Below are 19908 nucleotides of genomic sequence, written 5' to 3'. Positions count from 1 at the left end.
GATAAAGAATTTCCGTATCTATAGATGCCAGCTGATGCTTAGGCATATCAAGGTTTCTTTAACCTATTAAATCCTACAGTAAATTTACGCGGTCATAAATCTCCTTGACATTTGACAATAACTGAGCTTGAAGGCATACTAGATAATAGACTCTATTTATATGTAGTTAGTGTAGAAAGGTCGAATTCATACAATGTATAAAAAGATGGATAGAAATGCACCATGCTGGTGCGGGAGCGGTAAGAAATATAAGGCTTGTCATGAAGCTTTTGATGAGAGAATAATAAGTCTTCAGAGAGAAGGGAAGATCGTTCCTAAAAGGTCTTTATTAAAGACTGAGAAAGATATTGAAGGAATCAAGGCCAGCGCCAAGATTAACATGGCATGTCTTGATGAAGTTGGTGCCAGAATAAAGGCAGGCATGTCTACTCAGGATATCGATGATATAGTTGCTGATGTAACCAGGAAGATGGGCGGTATTCCGGCTCCTTTGAATTACGAAGGATTTCCTAAGAGCGTCTGCACTTCAATTAATGATATGGTTTGTCATGGAATACCATCTCCGGATGATATTTTACAGGACGGAGATATTATTAATGTAGATTGTTCTACTATATTAAATGGATATTTTTCAGACTCTTCACGAATGTTTTGCATAGGTGATGTGGATCCTGCATGGAAAAAGCTGGTTGACGTAACTAAAGAAGCTGTGGAGATAGGTGTTAAAAATGTAATTCCATGGACACCTCTCGGAGATATGGGAGATGCTGTACATCAGCATGCACTTAAAAACGGATACACAGTTGTACGTGAGATTGGCGGACATGGCTGCGGAAATGAATTCCATGAGGAGCCCTTTGTCAGCTTCGTAAGTAAGCCGGGTACAGAAATGATCATGGTTCCTGGTATGGTATTCACAATTGAGCCTATGATAAACATGGGAACAGATGAGATTTTTGTTGATGAAGAAAATGACTGGACAGTTTACACAGAGGATGGAGCACCTTCCGCTCAGTGGGAGGTAGAGGTCCTGGTTACTGAGACCGGTTGTGATATATTATGTTGGTAAGGAGACTTAAAGTAAATGCAGAATAAAGGAAAATATTACATTACTACTGCGATAGCCTATACTTCCGGTAAACCGCACATTGGAAACAGTTATGAAATTGTGCTTGCTGATGCTATTGCAAGATACAAGAGAAAAGATGGATATGATGTTCATTTCCAGACTGGATCTGATGAACACGGACAGAAGATTGAGACAAGAGCAATTGAGGCAGGTTGCAGCAGTCCTAAGGAATTTGTAGATGGTGTAGCAGGAACCATTAAGAGCCTTTGGGATATGATGGATACTTCCTATGACAGATTTATCCGAACAACAGATGAGGATCATGTACAACAGGTACAGAAAATATTCAAAAAGTTCTATGATCAGGGTGATATTTATAAGGGATCTTACAAAGGAATGTACTGTACAGAGTGTGAAGCGTTCTATACAGAGTCACAGCTTGTAGATGGAAAATGTCCTGAATGTGGAAGTGATGTACATCCTGCTGAGGAGGAAGCATACTTCTTTAAAATGAGTAAATATGCGCCTCAGCTTATTGAGCATATCAATTCACATCCTGAATTTATTCAGCCTGTTTCCAGAAAGAATGAAATGATGAACAATTTCCTTCTTCCGGGACTTCAGGATCTGTGTGTATCAAGAACCTCATTTAAATGGGGTATACCTGTAAGCTTTGATGAAAAGCATGTTGTATACGTTTGGCTTGATGCACTTACAAACTATATAACCGGAATTGGTTATGATGTGGATTCAAGCAGCGAAGACTATAAAAAGTGGTGGCCTGCAGATCTTCATCTTATAGGTAAAGATATTATCAGATTCCATACTATTTATTGGCCTATTTTCCTTCTTGCACTTGGTGAACCGCTTCCTAAGCAGGTATTTGGTCATCCATGGCTCCTTCAGGGCGGTGAGAAGATGAGTAAGTCCAAGGGTAATGTAATTTACGCAGATGATCTTGTAAGCCTTTTTGGAGTTGATCCTGTAAAGTACTTTGTACTTCATGAAATGCCGTATGACAATGATGGTGTAATCACATGGGAGCTCATGGTTGAGCGCTATAACTCAGATCTTGCAAATACACTTGGTAATCTTGTAAACCGTACAATTGCTATGTCTAACAAGTATTTTGATGGTGTTGTTGCAGATAAGGGTGTTGAGGGAGGCGTAGATGCTGATCTTAAGACTGTATGCACAAGTGCATATGAGAAAGTTGAAAAGAAGATGGATGAGCTCAGGGTTGCTGATGCTCTTACAGAAATCTTCGCAGTATTCAAGCGTTGCAATAAGTATATAGATGAGACTGAACCGTGGAATCTTGCAAAGGATGAGGCACAGTCAGACAGATTGGCTACTGTACTGTATAACCTTGTAGAAGGTATAACTATTGGTACAAGTCTTCTTGAGCCTTTTATGCCAAGGACAGCAGAGAAGATTTTCAATATGCTTAATACTGAAAGCCGTGATTTCGATACACTTTCTGAGTTTGGTAAGTATGTAAGCGGTACAAAGGTAACTGATGCTCCCGAGCAGACATTTGCGAGAAAGGATCTTAATGAGGTTCTTGCCGAAGCAGCTAAGATTACAGAAAAGCAGAAGGCTGACTTTATTGAGTCTCAGAAAAAGGCCAAGGAAAATCTCACAAAAGCAGGTATGCTCAAGGAAGCTAATGCAATTGTGATTGGTGGTGCAGAGGAGACAGATGAGTCTGCTAATGAGGCTGACGGAATTGATATTCCTGCAAAGGATGAGATCACATTTGATGACTTCATGAAGATGCAGTTCCAGGTTGGTGAGATCATTGCCTGCGAAGCAGTTCCGAAGTCAAAGAAGCTTCTTTGCTCACAGGTTAAGATTGGTAGCCAGACAAGACAGATTGTTTCTGGAATACGTAAATACTATTCTCCTGAGGAAATGGTAGGCAAAAAGGTTATGGTTCTTGTTAATCTTAAGCCTGCAAAGCTTGCCGGTGTACTGTCAGAAGGTATGCTTCTTTGCGCTGAAGATGCTGAGGGGAATCTTGCACTTATGACTCCTGAAAAGGCTATGCCTTCAGGCGCAGAAATATGCTAATCAGATAATTATAAAGACGGATGTAGTGGAATAATCTGCTACATTCGTTTTTTTATCTTACAGGAAAATCCTCCGGATTTTTCACTCAAATATGTGTCAATATAACGAATTTACGATTTTTTTACAACTATGATTAGGATATTGTGGTAAAATTGAATAGGAGGAGACGGAATTATCATCCTCTTTTTGAAATATTATAGAATTGTCTGTTTTTAACATTAAATTTTGTGTATAGCACGGAGGGGTTATCATGGCACGTAAAGAGGAAATTACCTACAAATCCAGAGACAGAGAGACGACCATTCATGCAATAAGATGGATTCCTGATGAGAAGCCAATAGCTATTTTGCAGATTATTCATGGAATGCAGGAATATATTGATCGCTATGATGAATTTGCTAATTATATGGCAAGTAATGGTGTCCTTGTTATTGGAAATGATCATCTGGGACATGGCGACTCTGTTTCTACAAAAGTGCCATATGGTTATTTTTGCAAAAATGACCCCGCGACAGTTGTACTTAGGGACGCTCACAGGCTTAAGAAAATGACTCAGGAAGAATATCCTGAAATTCCGGTTGTTCTTATGGGACATAGCTTTGGATCCTTTGTTGCAAGGGAATATCTGACAAGATATGGAACAGGTATACAGGGAGCAATCATACAGGGAACAGGCTGGCAGTCTCCGGGAACCATTAAATCAGGAAAGACAATGTGTGCAATTCTTAGTGCTTTCTTTGGTGAAAAGCATCGTTCGAATTTTCTGAATAACATGGCTTTTAAAGCATACAACAGCAGGATTTCAAGCCCAAGAAGTAAGTTTGACTGGCTATCTCACAATGAAGAGAGTGTTAAAAAATATGAAAATGATCCTAAGGACAATTTCGTATTTACCGTAAATGGATTTGAAACCTTATTTGAGCTACTGTCAAGAGTTCAGGATACAGGGAAAATGGAGGATATTCCAAAGAAGCTTCCTATACTTCTCACAGCGGGCAAAGAGGATCCTGTCGGAGAATACGGTAAGGGTGTAGAGCATCTTTACAGCATTTGGAAGGATCAGATAGGACTTCAGAATCTCGAAATAAAATTATATGACGGAATGAGACACGAGCTTCAGCAGGAAATAGGAAGAGAGACTGTATTTGCTGATCAGCTTGCCTGGATAAAAAAGACAATACTTCTCTAAAATTTATAAAATGAAATGCATTTAGCGCTCAAGCATGTTATAGTAATGCTTGAGCGCTTTTTTGAGCAGAGCACTTAGCGAGGTATTTCACGAGCTTAGTGCGAGCCATGGGTGAACACTTGACGAGGTACTGACGAGTCTAGTGAGAATCCCAAGAGCAGAGCACTTAGCGAGGTTCGTTGAGCTTAGTGCGAGCCATGCAATATAGTTTTATTTTTAGGAGAAGTATATTATGGGAAAATTATTTGATTTAGACAGTCCTATTATGAGAGCACTGAACAGGGTTGCGGATTTGATGATGTTGAATCTTGCAGTACTGCTGTTTGTCCTTATTCCGTTTACCGGAGGAGCATCACTTACAGCGATGCATTATGTTCTTCTTAAGATGGTAAGAGATGAAGAAACATATGTAATCAAGGGATTTTGGAAGTCATTTAAACAGAACTTTAAACAGGCAACAATACTTTGGTTAATTGTATTGGCTATTGCAGCTATAATCGGAGTTGATTTCCTGTGGATAAGAGCTAACAAAACAGCAATTCCAGGAATATATATCTATATTATGTTAGGAATAACTTTAATTCTTTACATGATATCACTCTATATATTCCCGCTTCAGTCCAGATTTGAGAATCCTATCAAAAACACACTTAAAAATGCATGTATGTTTTCGATTCTGGGACTGCCAAGAACAGTTGCGATGGGAGTTATTTCACTGATCCCGCTTCTGCTTTTGTATTTCTTTGATCTTCGCATTGTGCCGCTGCTTATTATGTTCGGATTCACAGGTCCTGCATATCTCATGGCACTTTTGTACAACGGACTTTTCAAAAGATTTGAGCCCAAGGTTGAAGAGGTTGATGAAGAAGAGAGAACAGATGATGACGATGAGGAGCTTCAGGCAGCTATTAAGCGTATGCAGGAAGCAAGAGACAGAAAGTAATCGCTGATATGACATAATTGACAAAGATAAATCGTGATATATAGGTAATCACGAGTGGGATGAGCAAATTGCACACAAGAATTTATAAAATTTGTGCATATATTCCTAAAGATTTTATAAACAAAAAGTAAATAAGCAATTTTTACAACGATTGTTAAAATCTTTGTATAATACTTGCATAGCCAAAGCCCAGTGCTTTGGCTATACTTTTTTATGTCAGGGACAGATGTCCCACGTATTTGCTAAGAGGAGGAAAATTAAAATGGCAAGTTTAACACTTGAGAATGTTTGCAAAGTATATCCCAATGGGTTCGAAGCAGTAAAGAATTTCAATCTTGATATCCAGGATAAGGAGTTCATCATTTTCGTTGGACCTTCAGGATGTGGTAAGTCAACAACACTTCGTATGATCGCTGGTCTGGAGGATATCTCTTCCGGTACACTTAAAATCGGTGATCGCGTTGTTAACGATGTAGAGCCTAAGGACAGAGATATCGCGATGGTATTCCAGAACTACGCTCTGTATCCTCATATGACAGTATATGATAACATGGCATTTGGTCTTAAGCTTCGTAAGGTTCCGAAGGCTGAGATCGACAAGATGGTTAAGGACGCAGCTAAGATCCTTGATCTTACAAACCTTCTTGATCGTAAGCCGAAGGCTCTTTCCGGTGGTCAGAGACAGCGTGTTGCTATGGGTCGTGCTATCGTTCGTAATCCTAAGGTATTCCTTATGGATGAGCCTCTTTCAAACCTGGATGCTAAGCTCCGTGTTCAGATGAGAACTGAGATTGCTAAGCTTCACCAGAGACTTGGTACCACAATCATCTACGTTACACATGACCAGACAGAGGCTATGACACTTGGTACAAGAATCGTAGTTATGAAGGACGGTGTTGTTCAGCAGGTTGATACACCTCAGAACCTCTATGACAAGCCTACAAACCTTTTCGTTGCTGGATTCATGGGATCACCTCAGATGAACTTCCTTGATGCTGAAGTTGAAGTTGCTGGCGACAAGGCTTGCCTCAAGATTGCAGGTCAGTCTATCGAGCTTCCTCCGGCTAAGGCTAAGAAGGTTATCGAAGGCGGCTACGCTGGAAAGACAGTTACATTTGGTATCCGTCCTGAAGATGTTGATGATTCTGAGATGGTTGTTAGCACATCTAAGGCTGTATTCGAATCAACAATCAACGTATACGAGCTTCTTGGTGCAGAAGTTTATCTGTACTTTGATCTTGCAGGCTTCCCTGTAACAGCACGAGTTGATTCTCGTACAACAGCTCGTCCTGGCGATAAGGTTAAGTTCGCATTCGACGTTGAGAAGATTCACGTATTTGATAAAGAGACAGAGAAGGTTATCACAAACTAATTATATAAAGTAGTAATACTGCAGGGTGGAAGCTATTTAATAGCTTCCGCCTTTTTTTCTCATGAATTGTTTTTAAATTGCAAACTCTTTAAATATATTCTAGAATTGAGTTATACTATAGATTCCGTATGATTTTCCTGATTATTTAGTGAGAATTTATTGGGGTATTTTGATAGAAGAGGAAGGCACATATGATAACATCACAGATTATTCAAAATAGTATTGATGAGCTCTCGGCGATCACAAGGGTTCAGCTCAGCGTAATGGACTTAAAGGGGAGAGTTGTTGCAGCAACTGCAGAAGCGCCTACCTTTGATATGGAGTTTATATCTGATTTTGCAAATTCGCCGGTAGATTCACAGGTCATCGGAGGAATGCACCTGCTGAAAATTCTGGATGAGGGAGAACTGGTTTATGTTCTTCTCGCTGCCGGTAATGGAGAAGATGCATACATGGTTGGAAAAATTTGTGTCAGCCAGCTGCAGAATCTGATTGTAGCATACAAAGAAAAATATGACAGAAATAACTTTTTCCAAAATCTGTTATTAGATAATTTGCTGCTTATTGATATATATAATAGGGCAAAAAAGCTGAGAATAGATGTGACTATTCCCAGAGTCATCATACTTGTCGAGACAAGAGCTGAGAGAGACAGCGGTGCTGCGGAGCTTCTTGGCAGTATGTTTACATCCCAGAATGGGGACTATGTCACGGCTGTGGATGAGACAAGTGTAATTCTGGTAAAATCTCTCAAGGCGGGAGAAAAATACGAAGAAATTGAAAGTATTGCGACAACTATCGTGGATATGATGAACACCGAGGCGATGCTTGATGTAAGAGTATCCTATGGTACAATTGTCAGCGAACTTAAGGATCTGAGCAAGTCCTATAAAGAAGCTAAGATGGCCCTTGATGTAGGAAAAATATTCTATGCTGAAAAGCATGTGATAGCTTACAATACACTTGGAATAGGAAGGCTTATTTATCAGCTCCCTATAAACCTGTGCAGAATCTTTATTGATGAGATATTCGGAGGACGTGAGATACCTGAGAATCTCGACGAAGAAACACTTAATACAATAAACAAATTCTTTGAGAATAACCTTAATGTATCAGAAACTTCGAGACAGCTTTTTGTACATAGAAATACCCTGGTATATAGAATTGAAAAGCTTGAAAAAGCTACCGGGCTTGATATAAGAACATTTGATGAGGCGCTGACATTTAAAATTGCGCTGATGGTTATAAGTTATATGAAATATGTAGATTCAAATCAGTTTTAAAAAGTGGGGCTTCTTTTATAAGAGCCCCACTCTATTAATCTAGAAGATTACCTGATATGAAATTTGATGGATTGTCAGGCGTTCTTGGCCAAATCAGCGGTTTGTTTTACAAGATCCTGAAGGGTGTAGCTGTTGACATAGTCGTTAACAACACGGTCAAGTCCGACCCAGAACTCAATAGTTGGGCATTCGTTGACTTTAGGACATAAAACTTCCTCACCCTGTATGCAACCTATCGGTGCAAGATCACCTTCCATAATTCTCAGGACATCACCTATGCAAATCTCTGAGGGTGCCTTGGCAAGTCTGTGTCCGCCGTTATTACCGCGCATGCTTTGTAAAAAACCTGCTTTGCCCAAAGGGGAAACGATCTGTTCCAAATATTTAACTGTGAGATTTTGTCTTGCAGATATGTCCTTTAATGATATGTATTCACCTGTGTTGTGAAGTGCAAGATCAATTAGTACCCTGAGTGCATATCTGCCTTTTGTTGATATTTTCATATAATACTTAGAACCGACTTATAAGATGTAAGGGTCGGTATTTTCCTTTCAAGTAGTTATAGATTTATGTTTTTCTAAGGAAAAACAGGAATCTATAGGTTTTTGTTTTTCTTCAGAAATTCAATAATCTATAATAACAAAAATACTAGTAAATTGGTAGGGTTTAAATAAATGAGAGATTATCCTGAATTAAAAGTAAAAACTCCGGAGGAGCGCCTTGATGAGAAATACATGAGAGCAGCCCTTAAGCAGGCAAGAAAAGCAATTGATATCGGAGAAGTGCCGATAGGATGCGTAATAGTATATGAAGGAAAAATTATAGGCAGAGGTTATAACCGCAGAAATACTGATAAATCAGTGCTCTGTCATGCGGAAATAACTGCCATAAAAAAGGCTTGCAAGAAAATAGGCGACTGGAGACTTGAAGACTGTACACTTTATGTAACCCTGGAGCCCTGTCAGATGTGTGCCGGTGCCATAGTTCAGTCAAGAATTCCCAGATTGGTTATGGGGGCAAGCAGTCCTAAATCAGGCTGCGGCGGAACTGTCCTTAATATACTTGAAAATCCGGAATTTAATCATCAGGTGGATGTGTCCAGAGGCGTCCTTGAAAATGACTGCAGCGATATATTAAAGGAATTTTTTACTGAGCTTAGGAAAAGGAATAAGGCTGAAAAGGAAGCAAGAAAAGAAGCTGAGAGATTACAGGCAGAGGCTGAGAGTACTGATGATGAATGAAATGATGAACAAGTGTATGCTTTGTCCCAGAAAATGCGGTGTAAACCGGTTGGAGAACGAACTTGGGTATTGCGGGCAAGGTGCAACTCTTACAGCTGCAAGGGCATACCTTCACGCCTGGGAGGAGCCGTGCATTTCCGGAGAGAATGGATCCGGGACTGTATTTTTTTCAGGCTGCAATATGAGATGTGTCTTTTGCCAAAATGCTGAGATAGCAAAAGGAGATGTAGCGAAGGCGATATCTTCAGAAAGACTTGCAGAGATTTTTCTTGAGTTACAGGAGAAGAAGGCGTCAAACATCAATCTTGTGACTCCGACACATTTTGTGCCGCTGATAATGCCTGCAATTGAGAGCGCAAAACGGCAGGGGCTTATCATCCCTGTTTTATACAATACAAGTGCTTATGAAAATGTGGAAACTCTTAAGATGCTGGAAGGGTTAATTGATATATATCTTCCTGATTGCAAGTATTATTCTGATGATCTTGCAGTTAAATACAGTAATGCTGCAGGCTATTTTGATATTTCCATAAAAGCAATTGAAGAGATGCTAAGGCAGGTTGGAGAACCGGAATTTTTTAATGACGGAGTAATCCCTAGAGCTGATAAAGGGGCATTTTACGAGGAAAAACATGTTCTCACCGCAGCAGAGTACAACGAATATATTGAAAATGCAGAGGATGATTACCTTGGACCTCTTATGAAAAAAGGCGTCATAATAAGACACCTGATGCTTCCGGGATGTCTTGAAGATTCAAAGAAGGTTATAGAAGAACTTCTGACAAGATTTGGAGACAAAGTATACCTTAGTGTTATGAATCAGTTTACGCCTCATGGGGATCTTGGTCGATTTCCGGAGTTGATGCAGGGTGTAAAGACTTCTGATTATGACGAACTTATCGACTATGCGATAGATCTTGGAATCGAGAATGGATTTTTCCAGGGGGAGGGAACCGACTCTGAGAGCTTTATACCTGCCTTTGATTTCGAGGGACTTTAAAATAAATATCCAGTGCTGCTGTCACCAAATAAGTTGACTTTATTACTTGTCTAAATTGTCCTCTGCTGCGTTGTCGTCAATCGCCGTACCGCCCGTTACGACTCATTCCTCCGCCTTGCAGAAGAACAATATCTACTTCGTAAAAGTCGAGGCATTTGATGACAGCAGCACTAGTGCTGCTGATTCTTATTTTATCTAAATAATATAGTCGGGAAAATTCTTAGAGCTCATTTATCAGAGCATAATTCACAATTAAAAAGTAAATATTTAACCACATATGTGCAAAAGGTAAGAAATGTGCTTGATAAGGTAAAAGATTTACATTCAATATTCACAAAGGATTGTTTATATTTATTTTAGAAATTAAAAAGATTCACACAATACTTACAAAAATATTTCTTAAATTATTGGAAATTTTAAATGCTTTCCAAGTTTGCATTTAAAAACTTACCTGACAATGATTTTCACTTCAAATTCAAGATATTAAATTTTATTTTTCAATAAAGAAGGCACCACAATGAGAATTACAAAGAGCATTAGAAAGTTAGCAACCGTAATGGCAATGCTTGCTGCAGTAATGACAATAGCAACAGGTTGCGGAAAAAAAACAGAGAGCTGGGCCTACTCCCATGAGCCTGACAAAGAGACTATTGCACTTTACGATAACGGCAAAGCTGTCTATAAGGGAAAAGAGTATAAATATACAAAGGATGATTCCTGCATAACCCTTACCGATAAAGAAAAGAATGAGATAAAGCTTCGCTACATTAAAGATGGCGATTCCATGACATTGTACGAGAAATCCGTATACAAGCTGAGTTCTGAAGAGGACCATGATGGAATAGTAGGTACATGGATTCAGGACAATGGATGGTCTTATGTTTTTACAAAAGATGGGGAATTTAGTGAAGAGGGTATCTTCTTTGGACATTATAGCGTAGATGAGAAGGAAAACTGCATTAAGCTCATGTATAACGATCCGATTGAAGATGCATATTTATATTACACACTGAATGATGATGAACTTATAATCGATTATCCATGGCCAATGACTGCCATAAACCCGGACAACTGATGTCAATGCATATGGATATAAGAGGGGTATTTATCTGATTACTAACATGCCGGATAAACGGGGGTTACCATGATCCAAAGCACATTTGTGCTTGAGATAGTAAAGTTAATTGCAGGAAACTGCACAAAAAAGAAGGAGAGGTATGTTATGAAAATGAAACGTGTTGTTTCAATGTTGCTTACGAGTGTTATGACATTATCACTCGTTGGTTGCGGGGGAAGCCAGAGTGCACCGGCTACAGATACTGCATCTGAGTCAGCACCGGCAGCAACTGAAGAAAAAAGCACAGAGAGTACTGAGGCAGCAGAGGCTGACAGTACTACAGAAGAAGCACAGGCTACATCTGATGCCGGTGATGGCGAAGCTATCGATCTGACAATGTGGTGCATTGCTACAGAGAGTGATTCAAACCGTCATTCTTATGAAGCTGCTATCGCAGATATGGCAGAGAAGTATCCTAATGTCAATTTCACATGGGAGGCTTTTGAAAACCAGTCTTACAAGACCAAGATCAAGGCTGCTGTTGCTGCAGACGAAATGCCTGACATCTTCTTTACATGGTCATGTGCATTCCTTGGTGATTTCGTTGAAGCCGGAAAGGTTTACTGCCTGGATGACACTTATGAAAATTATAAGAGCGAGCTTCCCGAAGTTATGATGGGCAACTCCACATATGACGGAAAACACTATGGTGTGCCGCTTACTATGAACATTGTTGGTCTTTTCGCAAACATGGAGCTTCTGAAGGAAGCAGGATATGAAGAGATCCCCGGAACATATGATGAATTCATTGCTTGTTGTGATGCTCTTAAGGAAAAAGGAATCATTCCTTTTGGCTGTGCAGGAAAAGAAACATGGTGTGTAACAGAGTATCTTGAGTCTGTAATTGAGAAGAGCGCAGGCGCTGATACACTTAATGACATCTTTGCAGGAAAAGCAACATGGAATAATCAGGATGTAGCAGATGCTGTTGATACTTTCCAGAAGCTTGTAAACAATGGCTATTTTGATCCTTCTGGAATCGGCCTTACAAATGACGAAGTTAAGAATAACTTCATGGCAGGAAAATATGCATTCTATATGAATGGTACATGGAACTGCGCAGACTTTGCAGCTAATGAAGAGTTCTTCCCTAAGGTAAAGGTTGGCGAATTCCCTGTAATCAACGCTGATAAGGCTAAGCTTGGCCAGCTTATCGGTGGACCTTCTGATACACTTGCTGTTGCAGCATCTTCACCTCACGCAAAGGAAGCAGCAGAGTACGCATTTGAACTTGGTAAGCTTATCTGCCACTATGGCTACCTTGATGGTTGCGGACTTCCTGCTTGGACACCTTACGGCGATACAAGTTCTGTAAACGAACTTACACAGACAGTTGCAGGTATCGTAGCTGATGCTGATACAATGGTACTCTTTGGTGATACAGCTATGAATGCTGATTCAGCTAATACATATCTTTCATATGTAGATCAGGTTTACGGATGCCTTCTTGATGGCAAACAGTTTATAGAGGGACTTTCAAAAGATATTCAGTAATAAAAACAAATAAGTCAGTGTAGACTTTATGGTCCTCCGTGACTTCTAAATAATCAGAAGACAGGGAGGACCATTTTTCGCAAAAGCACTACCAATTATATGGGAAGGTTTGTGTATGAATAAGCATGATATAAAAAAGGGATTAACCATTTTTGTTTTTCTCCTTCCGGGATTACTTCTGTTTGTGAGTATTTTGATTGCTCCGATAGCCGTGTCTGTTTACAGAAGTTTGTATGACTGGAATGGTTTTTCTGAGGGAACTTTTATAGGATTTGATAACTATATAGAACTATTCACCAACGGGTCCATCAAATTTATAACATCCTTGAAAAACTCGTTGATACTGGCATTTTTCTCCGTGTTTGTACAGCTGCCGTTTGCATTGTTTCTGGCACTTTTGCTCGGCAGAAGAGAGAGTAGAAAAGAAAGAATTTATCTGAGCATTTTCTTTATGCCAGTTTTGATCTCAACTGTGGTTATTGGTCAGCTTTGGCTTAAAATATATAATCCGGATTATGGTCTTTTGAACAGATTTCTGGATTTAGTAAAACTTGGGGATTTAAAGCATGTATGGGTAGGAGATGTAAAAACAGCCCTTGGAAGTGTAATTGTTCCCACAGTATGGCAGTATATCGGATATCACATGCTGCTTATGTATGCAGGAGTAAAGGGCGTTGATACAGATCTTAGAGAAGCTGCAATGCTGGATGGTGCTACAAAGTGGCAGGTTGACAGATATGTGGTAATACCGATCATCAAACCCATTATCAGAGTCAGCGTTATCTTTGCGGTAACCGGATCTCTTAAAACCTATGACCTGGTAAGAATACTTACTGAAGGTGGTCCGTTCCAGTCCACAGAAGTGCCCAGTACACTTTTGGAAAATATGTTGTTCCTAAGGAACAGATATGGAATGGGCAGTACGATTTCAGTTATGTTGATAATTATGTGCTTTGCCTTTGCACTTCTTATAAGCGCAGCATTTAAAGAGAAGGAAGATTGATATGGAAAGCAATTCGATTAAGGAAACAAACCCTGCTTTTAAGGTTATTACAAATATATTTTTAGCAATATGGGCCATAATAAACTTATTTCCTATATACTTTATGTTTACTTTTTCACTCAAATCAAATGACGAGATTTTTGGTGAAAATGTGATCGGACTTCCCCAAAAATGGCTGTGGTCAAACTTCACAACTGCTATGGGAACAGGAAATATGGGACTGTATTTCTTTAACAGTCTGCTTGTTACAACAATCGCAATTGCAATCTCTATTATGGCTGCGATGATGGCAACCTATGCGATTACCAGAATCAGATGGAAGGGAAGTAAGCTGACAAATGCATTTTTTATGCTGGGGCTCACTATACCTATTCAGGCATCGATTGTACCGGTATATGTAGTATTGTCAAAGCTTCATTGGTTAAATAAGTATTCAACCCTCATAATTCCTTATGCTGCCTTTGCGCTTTCAATGGCAATACTTATCTGTACCGGATTTATGTCTGAGATACCGTATGCACTGGATGAAGCCGCAAGAATAGATGGCTGTGGATTGTTTGGAACATTCTTCAGAATCATTCTTCCTCTTATGAAACCGGCTGTTTCAACCGTAGGCGTTTATTCTTACCTTCAGTGCTGGAATGAGTTCATGTTTGCCAACGTCTTCATATCTGATTCTGTGCATAGGACATTGCCGGTTGGTATCAAGGCTTTGTCAGGACAGCATACCACGGAATGGGGACCTATCGGAGCTGCGCTTGTTATAGCGACGTTCCCGACACTTATTGTCTATATCTTCCTTAGCAAAAAGATTCAGGCAAGCTTTATTGCAGGTGCTGTTAAGGGATGATAAATGGTTTATAATAGAATAGTTAGTTATTTAAAGACACTAAGCTTTGCAATATAAAGCTTAGTGTACTTGTGCATTAGGGGAAAATATGAACCGTCCGGGGAGTCTGTCTCGAATAAATAAAGATAAAGAATCACTGTCTCTTAGTCTAAAGAAGCTTATCTATGGGATAGTTTTTCTTGTTATTGCTTCGTTTGTTATATCCATGTATATAGTCACCGAAAGAGAGAGAAGGGATTATGGCATACGGGATACGGACAACGTTCTGAAAACTCTTTCAAGTAATGTCAGCTCAGACATAGAAAAATATAAATCCCTTTCGAGACTCATTATGATTGAGTCCAGAGTCGTTGATTTTCTTCGTGCAAGTGAACCAAGCGTAGATATAGGAATGATAAATGATGCCAGATACGGAATCATGGATATTCTGAACGCTACGGAGGGCGTTGATTCTGTGATGATCTTCAGGGAAGATATGATCATGGTGGCAACAAACAGGTTTACTTATAAATATGATTATGAGCTTATGAACAGTGATTCCTGGCGGAAGGATATAAATGACGGAAATGGTGGGGCTGTCGTGTCACTCAACAGTAATGGAGTGGCTGCGAAGTCAGACGGAAGACCTGTTGTGACGATAGGAAGAGAGATCAATGATATAGACACTCAGAAAAGAACCGGACTTTTGATGATGAACATATCCACCAGCGTTTTTGAGAGAATGCTGATTAGACTTGGATATAACGACATCTGTATAATGGGTGTTGACGGCACTTATCTTGCGGGAAATCATGAATACAGTGAGTACTTTGGACCTGATTTTATAAATGAAAAAATAGAGTACAAAGATATAATCCTTGGAGGAGAGGAAGCCTTACTTGCAGGGTGTACCGTAAAGGATCTTCCAATAGTGATTCTGAGAGTGTCTCCATATGGAAAGGAAGGTATTCCGTTCAGGATTTTGTTTGTTCTCTTGTTTTTGCTTGTGGTATTGACTGTTCTTGCTATATTTGTAGGCGTCTTTATAAGAAAAAATATAACTGATCCGATTTTTGGACTATCTGCAGCAATGGAGAGAAACAAGAAATCTGGTGTGCTTAAAAAGATTGAGGTTCAAGTTCCGTACAGTGAGTTTGGCATGCTCGAGGATGATTATAATAGTATGATCGATCATGTAAATGAACTGTTTGACAAGCTTGTGGAGAAAGAAAAGACCTTGCAGAAAGCAGAGATGAGAGTCTTGCAGGAGCAGATAAAGCCTCACTTTTTATATAATTCGATAGAAACCATAGGATTTATGGCACTGGATTCAGGGGCAGAGAGTGTACATGATGCTCTTGAGACATTGGGAAGCTTTTACAGAAACTTCCTCAGTAAAGGTGGAAGAGAGATACCTCTTGAGAGGGAGGTTCAAATTGTGAAAGATTATTTATCGCTTCAGAAATTGCGATATGGAGATATTCTGGAGGATGAATATGACATAGATGAGGATACGTTGTCGTTTATTGTACCTAAACTGATACTTCAGCCTTTGGTTGAAAACTGTATATATCATGGGATACGCATGAAGGGAGAAAAGGGTACAATAAAAGTATCGGCAAAGCTCATAGACGGGGAACTGCATCTGACAATAAAAGATACAGGGGTAGGTATGGATGCAGATAAGATAGAGAGCATTTTGTCAGCAAAGGGTGCTACCAATGATCAGAACACAGAGAGCTTTGGTCTGTGGGGCACAATTGAGAGAATCAGGTTTTATACCGGCAGAGAGGATGTAGTAAGAATCAGAAGTGAGATTGGGGAATACACTGAGATTGAAATCTTGATCCCCAATACGCTTTAGGGGTGGTTGTATGTACAGAGTTATGATTATTGATGATGAAGAATCCGCAAGGAAGCTTATGAGAGCAGCAATAGATTACAAAAGCCTTGATATGGAGGTAGTCGGAGAGGCGGCAAGCGGAATTGAGGCCATAAATATTATTGATGACATAAGACCGGATATTGCTTTTGTGGATATTTCCATGCCCTTTATGGACGGGATAGAATTCACAGAAACAGCCACGAAGCGCTATCCAAATCTGATAATAATCATAATGACTGCAATTGATAAGTTTGAATATGCCAGAAAATGTGTAAGTCTGCCTGTATTTGACTACATGCTTAAGCCTATGGTCCGCGCAGAGGTAACAAAGGTTTTGGAGAAGGTAAAGGATAAGCTGGACAGTGAAGGAAACAGAGCATCTGATTTTGAAGAAAATGAAGAGGAGCTTATTCCTGAGGAGACAGATTCCACAGAGCTTATAAAGAAATATGTGAAGGAAAATATCACTGACTCCACACTTAATCTTGCTTTTGTGGCACAGAATTTTGGCTTTAGCGCCAGCTATCTTTCAAGGAAATTCAAACAGGATACCGGGAAAAATTTTGCAAGGTATCTGACTGATCTTCGAATGAAAAAAGCTATCAAATATGCAGAACTTGGCTACAAGATGTATCAGACTGCAGCGAAGGTCGGAATACCTGACCCTAATTATTTTGGCAGATGCTTTAAGAAATATGTGGGAATGAGTTATTCGGATTATGTAATTGAAAAATGCCAGGTTGACAAGTAAGTGACAACTGCGTATTATAAACAAATGACGGTCCTGTAACGGGTGCACGCTCGTGTGGGATTGGGTCTTATGCAATGAGAGCCTGCGAACCGTGTCAGGTCGGGAACGAAGCAGCACTAAGCGGAATCTCTCATGTGTTGTAAGGTCGCCTGATTTCACCTTGCGTGTGTCCATTACAGGACCGTATTTTTACATTTTCTTTGCAGCAAGAATTTCTTATTTTGCACACCAATACATGTTTCTGAATTCTGTAGGTGTACATCCCTTGATGATTTTGAACATTCTGATAAATGATGACAAAGACGGAAATCCGCAGTTTAACGCAACATCCGTAACTGAATTACTGGGATCGGTTAAAAAGGTTTCAGCTTTTGCTATACGCTTCTGATTGACATACTTATAGAAGGAAACATTGGTGAATTGTTTAAACCTTCTTGAAAAGTAGAATTTACTAAAGCCGCTTTTGTCAGCAATCTCATCAAGGCTTAAGTCTTCGGAGCAGTGATCCTGAATATAATCACATATCTCCAGGAATTTTCCAAAGTATTCGTCGCCGCGCTGGTATTCCATAAAGTTGGAGTTCTCACGCTTATCGACATAGTTCTTCCCTATTAGTGACAAAAATGCCAAAAGTTTGCAGAAAATATCAACCTCCGAGAAGGAATCATTTTTGCTGTAGATTTCGTTTATCTCAAGAAGCAGAGATTTTGCATGGTCATGTATTTGAGGATACTCCTCAGGGGTCACTATGGTATAAGGTGACATGAGATTAATCAGTCCGTCTATCTCATGCATAAATCTAAGTTCGGTAGTGTCGGGCTGAAAAATTATACGCTTTCCGATTTCGGGAGCTTTGATTGAATGAATACATCCGGGACAGATGATGATAATATCTTCCTCGCGCAAAACAATATCTTCACCTGCACAGTTTAAATAATAAAGATTGCTGGTGGGCATGATGATTTCTATTGCAGCATGCCAATGTGCAGGATAATCCTCATACTCATTGTTGTTATAAAGCTTTACTGATGTACTTTGGTTGAAATTAACAGTTTCAATTAGTCCGTTTAATGTTTCAATCATAACTTCTCTCCGAAAAATAAACGTCAACATGGTCACAAATTGCGTTAGCAATATTTGATAATAACTAATAAAATTCTATTACAAAATGGTGCCTGAGCGACAATCAAATGTTGCCTTGTAATTGCTAAATGTTGCGATTTAACTTAATTTTATTGTGAATTATTTACAATAGTTCCACCCAAATAAAATTGAGATTCGACAAAGTGTGCATTTTGGACAAAATATAGAGAGCAATTATTTATAACCAACAAACAATTATTGAAAAGATGATTCTATTTGTATGTGTTATTTTATGCTAAGAGAATTTTATAGACATTATTGCATGAACGAAGTCAGAAAAAATGTTCAGGAATTTGTATGATCATAATCAAAGGACTAAGTGATTAGAGGAGTATTTATGAGTAAAGAGAGAGAACCCTTAGTAACAAATATTTTTACTGCAGATCCTTCTGCACATGTATTTAATGGAAGAATATATGTATATCCGTCACATGATGTTCCGCATAATGGAGAGGATAATGATAACGGAGATGAGTATCAGATGGAAGACTACCATATTCTTTCCATGGATAAGATCGGCGGTGAAGTAACAGACCATGGCGTAGCACTTAGCATGCACGATGTTCCGTGGGTAAGAGATCAGATGTGGGCACCTGATGCGGTTTTCACAAATGATAAATATTATCTGGTATTTCCGGCAAGAGACAAGGAAGGAAATTTCAGACTTGGTATTGCTGTAAGTGATAAGCCGGAGGGCCCCTTCAAGCCTGAGGAGGACTGCATCGAGGGAAGCTTTAGTATTGATCCCTGCTCATTTAAGGATGATGATGGCAAAGTATATGTATACTTTGGTGGTCTTTGGGGCGGTCAGCTTGAAAAGTACAGAACCGGTAAGTTTGATCCTGAAGGAACAGAGCCTGAAAAGGACGAACCGGCAGTTTGCCCTAAATGTGCGCTTATGACAGAGGATATGAAAGCTTTTGCAGAAAAGCCCGTAGATATTCAGATACTTGATGAAAACGGAAAGCCTCTGCTTGCAGGTGATGAGGATCGCAGATATTTTGAGGGTCCCTGGATGCACAAATTTAATGGGAAGTATTATTTTTCATATTCTACAGGTACAACACACTATCTTTGCTATGCAGAGAGTGAATCCCCTTATGGACCATTTACTTATAAGGGACGTATCATGGAGCCTGTAATAGGCTGGACTACACATCACTCAATAGTTGAGGTTGATGGTGAGTGGTATCTGTTCTACCATGATGCTGAGTTTTCAGGTGGTATAAATCACAGAAGATGCGTAAAGTATACAAAGCTCAATATCGCAGCTGATGGAACGATAGAGACAATACATCCCTATGATCACAAAGAAGCCTGAGAACATAATAGAATAAAGCGGGAAATATTCTATGAAATAAAAAGACCTGTCTGATACGGTTTCGAAATTTAATAAATAACATAAAAAAGCCATGACAAAAAGAATTTCACTTTGTCATGGCTTATTTTGTAATTAAGTTGTGCTTTTGGCGAGGCTCTTTACGAGCCTCGTAGAGCAAATAATTGATTGTAAATA

17 protein-coding genes and 1 other RNA gene are annotated in these 19908 nt (G+C 39.4%); 16 read left to right on the top strand and 2 right to left on the bottom strand.

The genetic code is table 11. From position 1 onward, the window contains the following. Nucleotides 1-193 precede the first annotated feature (193 nt). From T501_RS08600 to T501_RS08575, 6 genes are all read left to right on the top strand, one after another. A complete protein-coding gene (locus tag T501_RS08600; RefSeq protein WP_044914306.1) occupies nucleotides 194-1069 on the top strand; it encodes a methionyl aminopeptidase in 876 nt (291 codons plus the stop codon). Between the two features lie 15 nt (nucleotides 1070-1084). Then, nucleotides 1085-3142, top strand: coding sequence for a methionine--tRNA ligase (gene metG / locus T501_RS08595; RefSeq protein WP_044914305.1), 2058 nt, complete (start codon nucleotides 1085-1087; stop codon nucleotides 3140-3142). A 250-nt stretch (nucleotides 3143-3392) separates the two neighbouring features. Next, nucleotides 3393-4331 carry an alpha/beta fold hydrolase gene (locus T501_RS08590; RefSeq protein WP_044914304.1) on the top strand — a complete coding sequence of 313 codons (939 nt, stop codon included), beginning with the start codon at nucleotides 3393-3395 and terminating at the stop codon, nucleotides 4329-4331. Nucleotides 4332-4563: 232 nt separating this feature from the next. Continuing rightward, nucleotides 4564-5274, top strand: coding sequence for a YesL family protein (locus T501_RS08585; RefSeq protein ID WP_044914303.1), 711 nt, complete (start codon nucleotides 4564-4566; stop codon nucleotides 5272-5274). A gap of 262 nt (nucleotides 5275-5536) precedes the next feature. Continuing rightward, the gene (locus T501_RS08580) at nucleotides 5537-6646 is read left to right on the top strand and encodes an ABC transporter ATP-binding protein (protein ID WP_026510098.1); all 1110 of its coding nucleotides are present in this window, start codon (nucleotides 5537-5539) and stop codon (nucleotides 6644-6646) included. A gap of 191 nt (nucleotides 6647-6837) precedes the next feature. Next, entirely contained in the window at nucleotides 6838-7929 is a 1092-nt protein-coding gene (locus T501_RS08575) for a PucR family transcriptional regulator (RefSeq protein WP_044914302.1), read from the top strand. 74 nt (nucleotides 7930-8003) lie between these two features. On the opposite strand, the gene T501_RS08570 is transcribed toward T501_RS08575, so the two are convergent. Then, complete coding sequence (locus T501_RS08570) at nucleotides 8004-8432, bottom strand: RrF2 family transcriptional regulator (protein ID WP_026510100.1); 429 nt, start codon at nucleotides 8430-8432, stop codon at nucleotides 8004-8006. 171 nt (nucleotides 8433-8603) lie between these two features. On the opposite strand from T501_RS08570, the gene tadA reads away from it, so the two are divergent. The 9 genes from tadA (at nucleotide 8604) to ffs (ending at nucleotide 17407) form a co-directional block, all read left to right on the top strand. Continuing rightward, entirely contained in the window at nucleotides 8604-9170 is a 567-nt protein-coding gene (gene tadA / locus T501_RS08565) for a tRNA adenosine(34) deaminase TadA (protein WP_044914301.1), read from the top strand. A gap of 1 nt (nucleotide 9171) precedes the next feature. Beyond that, the gene (locus tag T501_RS08560; RefSeq protein WP_442856360.1) at nucleotides 9172-10170 is read left to right on the top strand and encodes a radical SAM protein; all 999 of its coding nucleotides are present in this window, start codon (nucleotides 9172-9174) and stop codon (nucleotides 10168-10170) included. A gap of 517 nt (nucleotides 10171-10687) precedes the next feature. Further along, nucleotides 10688-11245, top strand: a complete 558-nt coding sequence (locus tag T501_RS08555) for a hypothetical protein (protein WP_044914300.1) — start codon at nucleotides 10688-10690, stop codon at nucleotides 11243-11245. Between the two features lie 147 nt (nucleotides 11246-11392). Further along, nucleotides 11393-12781 (top strand): ABC transporter substrate-binding protein, encoded by a 1389-nt coding sequence (locus T501_RS08550; RefSeq protein ID WP_196814190.1) that lies wholly within the window; start codon nucleotides 11393-11395, stop codon nucleotides 12779-12781. 115 nt (nucleotides 12782-12896) lie between these two features. Further along, a complete protein-coding gene (locus tag T501_RS08545) occupies nucleotides 12897-13784 on the top strand; it encodes a carbohydrate ABC transporter permease (RefSeq protein WP_026510104.1) in 888 nt (295 codons plus the stop codon). A 1-nt stretch (nucleotide 13785) separates the two neighbouring features. Next, nucleotides 13786-14634 carry a carbohydrate ABC transporter permease gene (locus tag T501_RS08540; protein ID WP_044914298.1) on the top strand — a complete coding sequence of 283 codons (849 nt, stop codon included), beginning with the start codon at nucleotides 13786-13788 and terminating at the stop codon, nucleotides 14632-14634. 88 nt (nucleotides 14635-14722) lie between these two features. After that, nucleotides 14723-16477, top strand: a complete 1755-nt coding sequence (locus T501_RS08535) for a cache domain-containing sensor histidine kinase (RefSeq protein ID WP_044914297.1) — start codon at nucleotides 14723-14725, stop codon at nucleotides 16475-16477. A gap of 10 nt (nucleotides 16478-16487) precedes the next feature. Continuing rightward, nucleotides 16488-17249 (top strand): response regulator transcription factor, encoded by a 762-nt coding sequence (locus T501_RS08530; protein ID WP_044914296.1) that lies wholly within the window; start codon nucleotides 16488-16490, stop codon nucleotides 17247-17249. A 58-nt stretch (nucleotides 17250-17307) separates the two neighbouring features. Continuing rightward, nucleotides 17308-17407, top strand: an RNA gene (gene ffs, locus T501_RS20750) — signal recognition particle sRNA small type. A gap of 58 nt (nucleotides 17408-17465) precedes the next feature. Here the strand turns inward: ffs and T501_RS08525 are convergent. Next, nucleotides 17466-18332, bottom strand: coding sequence for a helix-turn-helix domain-containing protein (locus tag T501_RS08525; RefSeq protein WP_026510108.1), 867 nt, complete (start codon nucleotides 18330-18332; stop codon nucleotides 17466-17468). A 397-nt stretch (nucleotides 18333-18729) separates the two neighbouring features. On the opposite strand from T501_RS08525, the gene T501_RS08520 reads away from it, so the two are divergent. Continuing rightward, nucleotides 18730-19713 (top strand): glycoside hydrolase family 43 protein, encoded by a 984-nt coding sequence (locus T501_RS08520; RefSeq protein WP_044914295.1) that lies wholly within the window; start codon nucleotides 18730-18732, stop codon nucleotides 19711-19713. Nucleotides 19714-19908 lie beyond the last annotated feature (195 nt).

This window comes from Butyrivibrio sp. WCE2006, from assembly GCF_000701985.1.
Lineage (GTDB): Bacteria > Bacillota > Clostridia > Lachnospirales > Lachnospiraceae > Butyrivibrio.
This window is presented reverse-complemented; position numbering and strand designations above follow the sequence as displayed.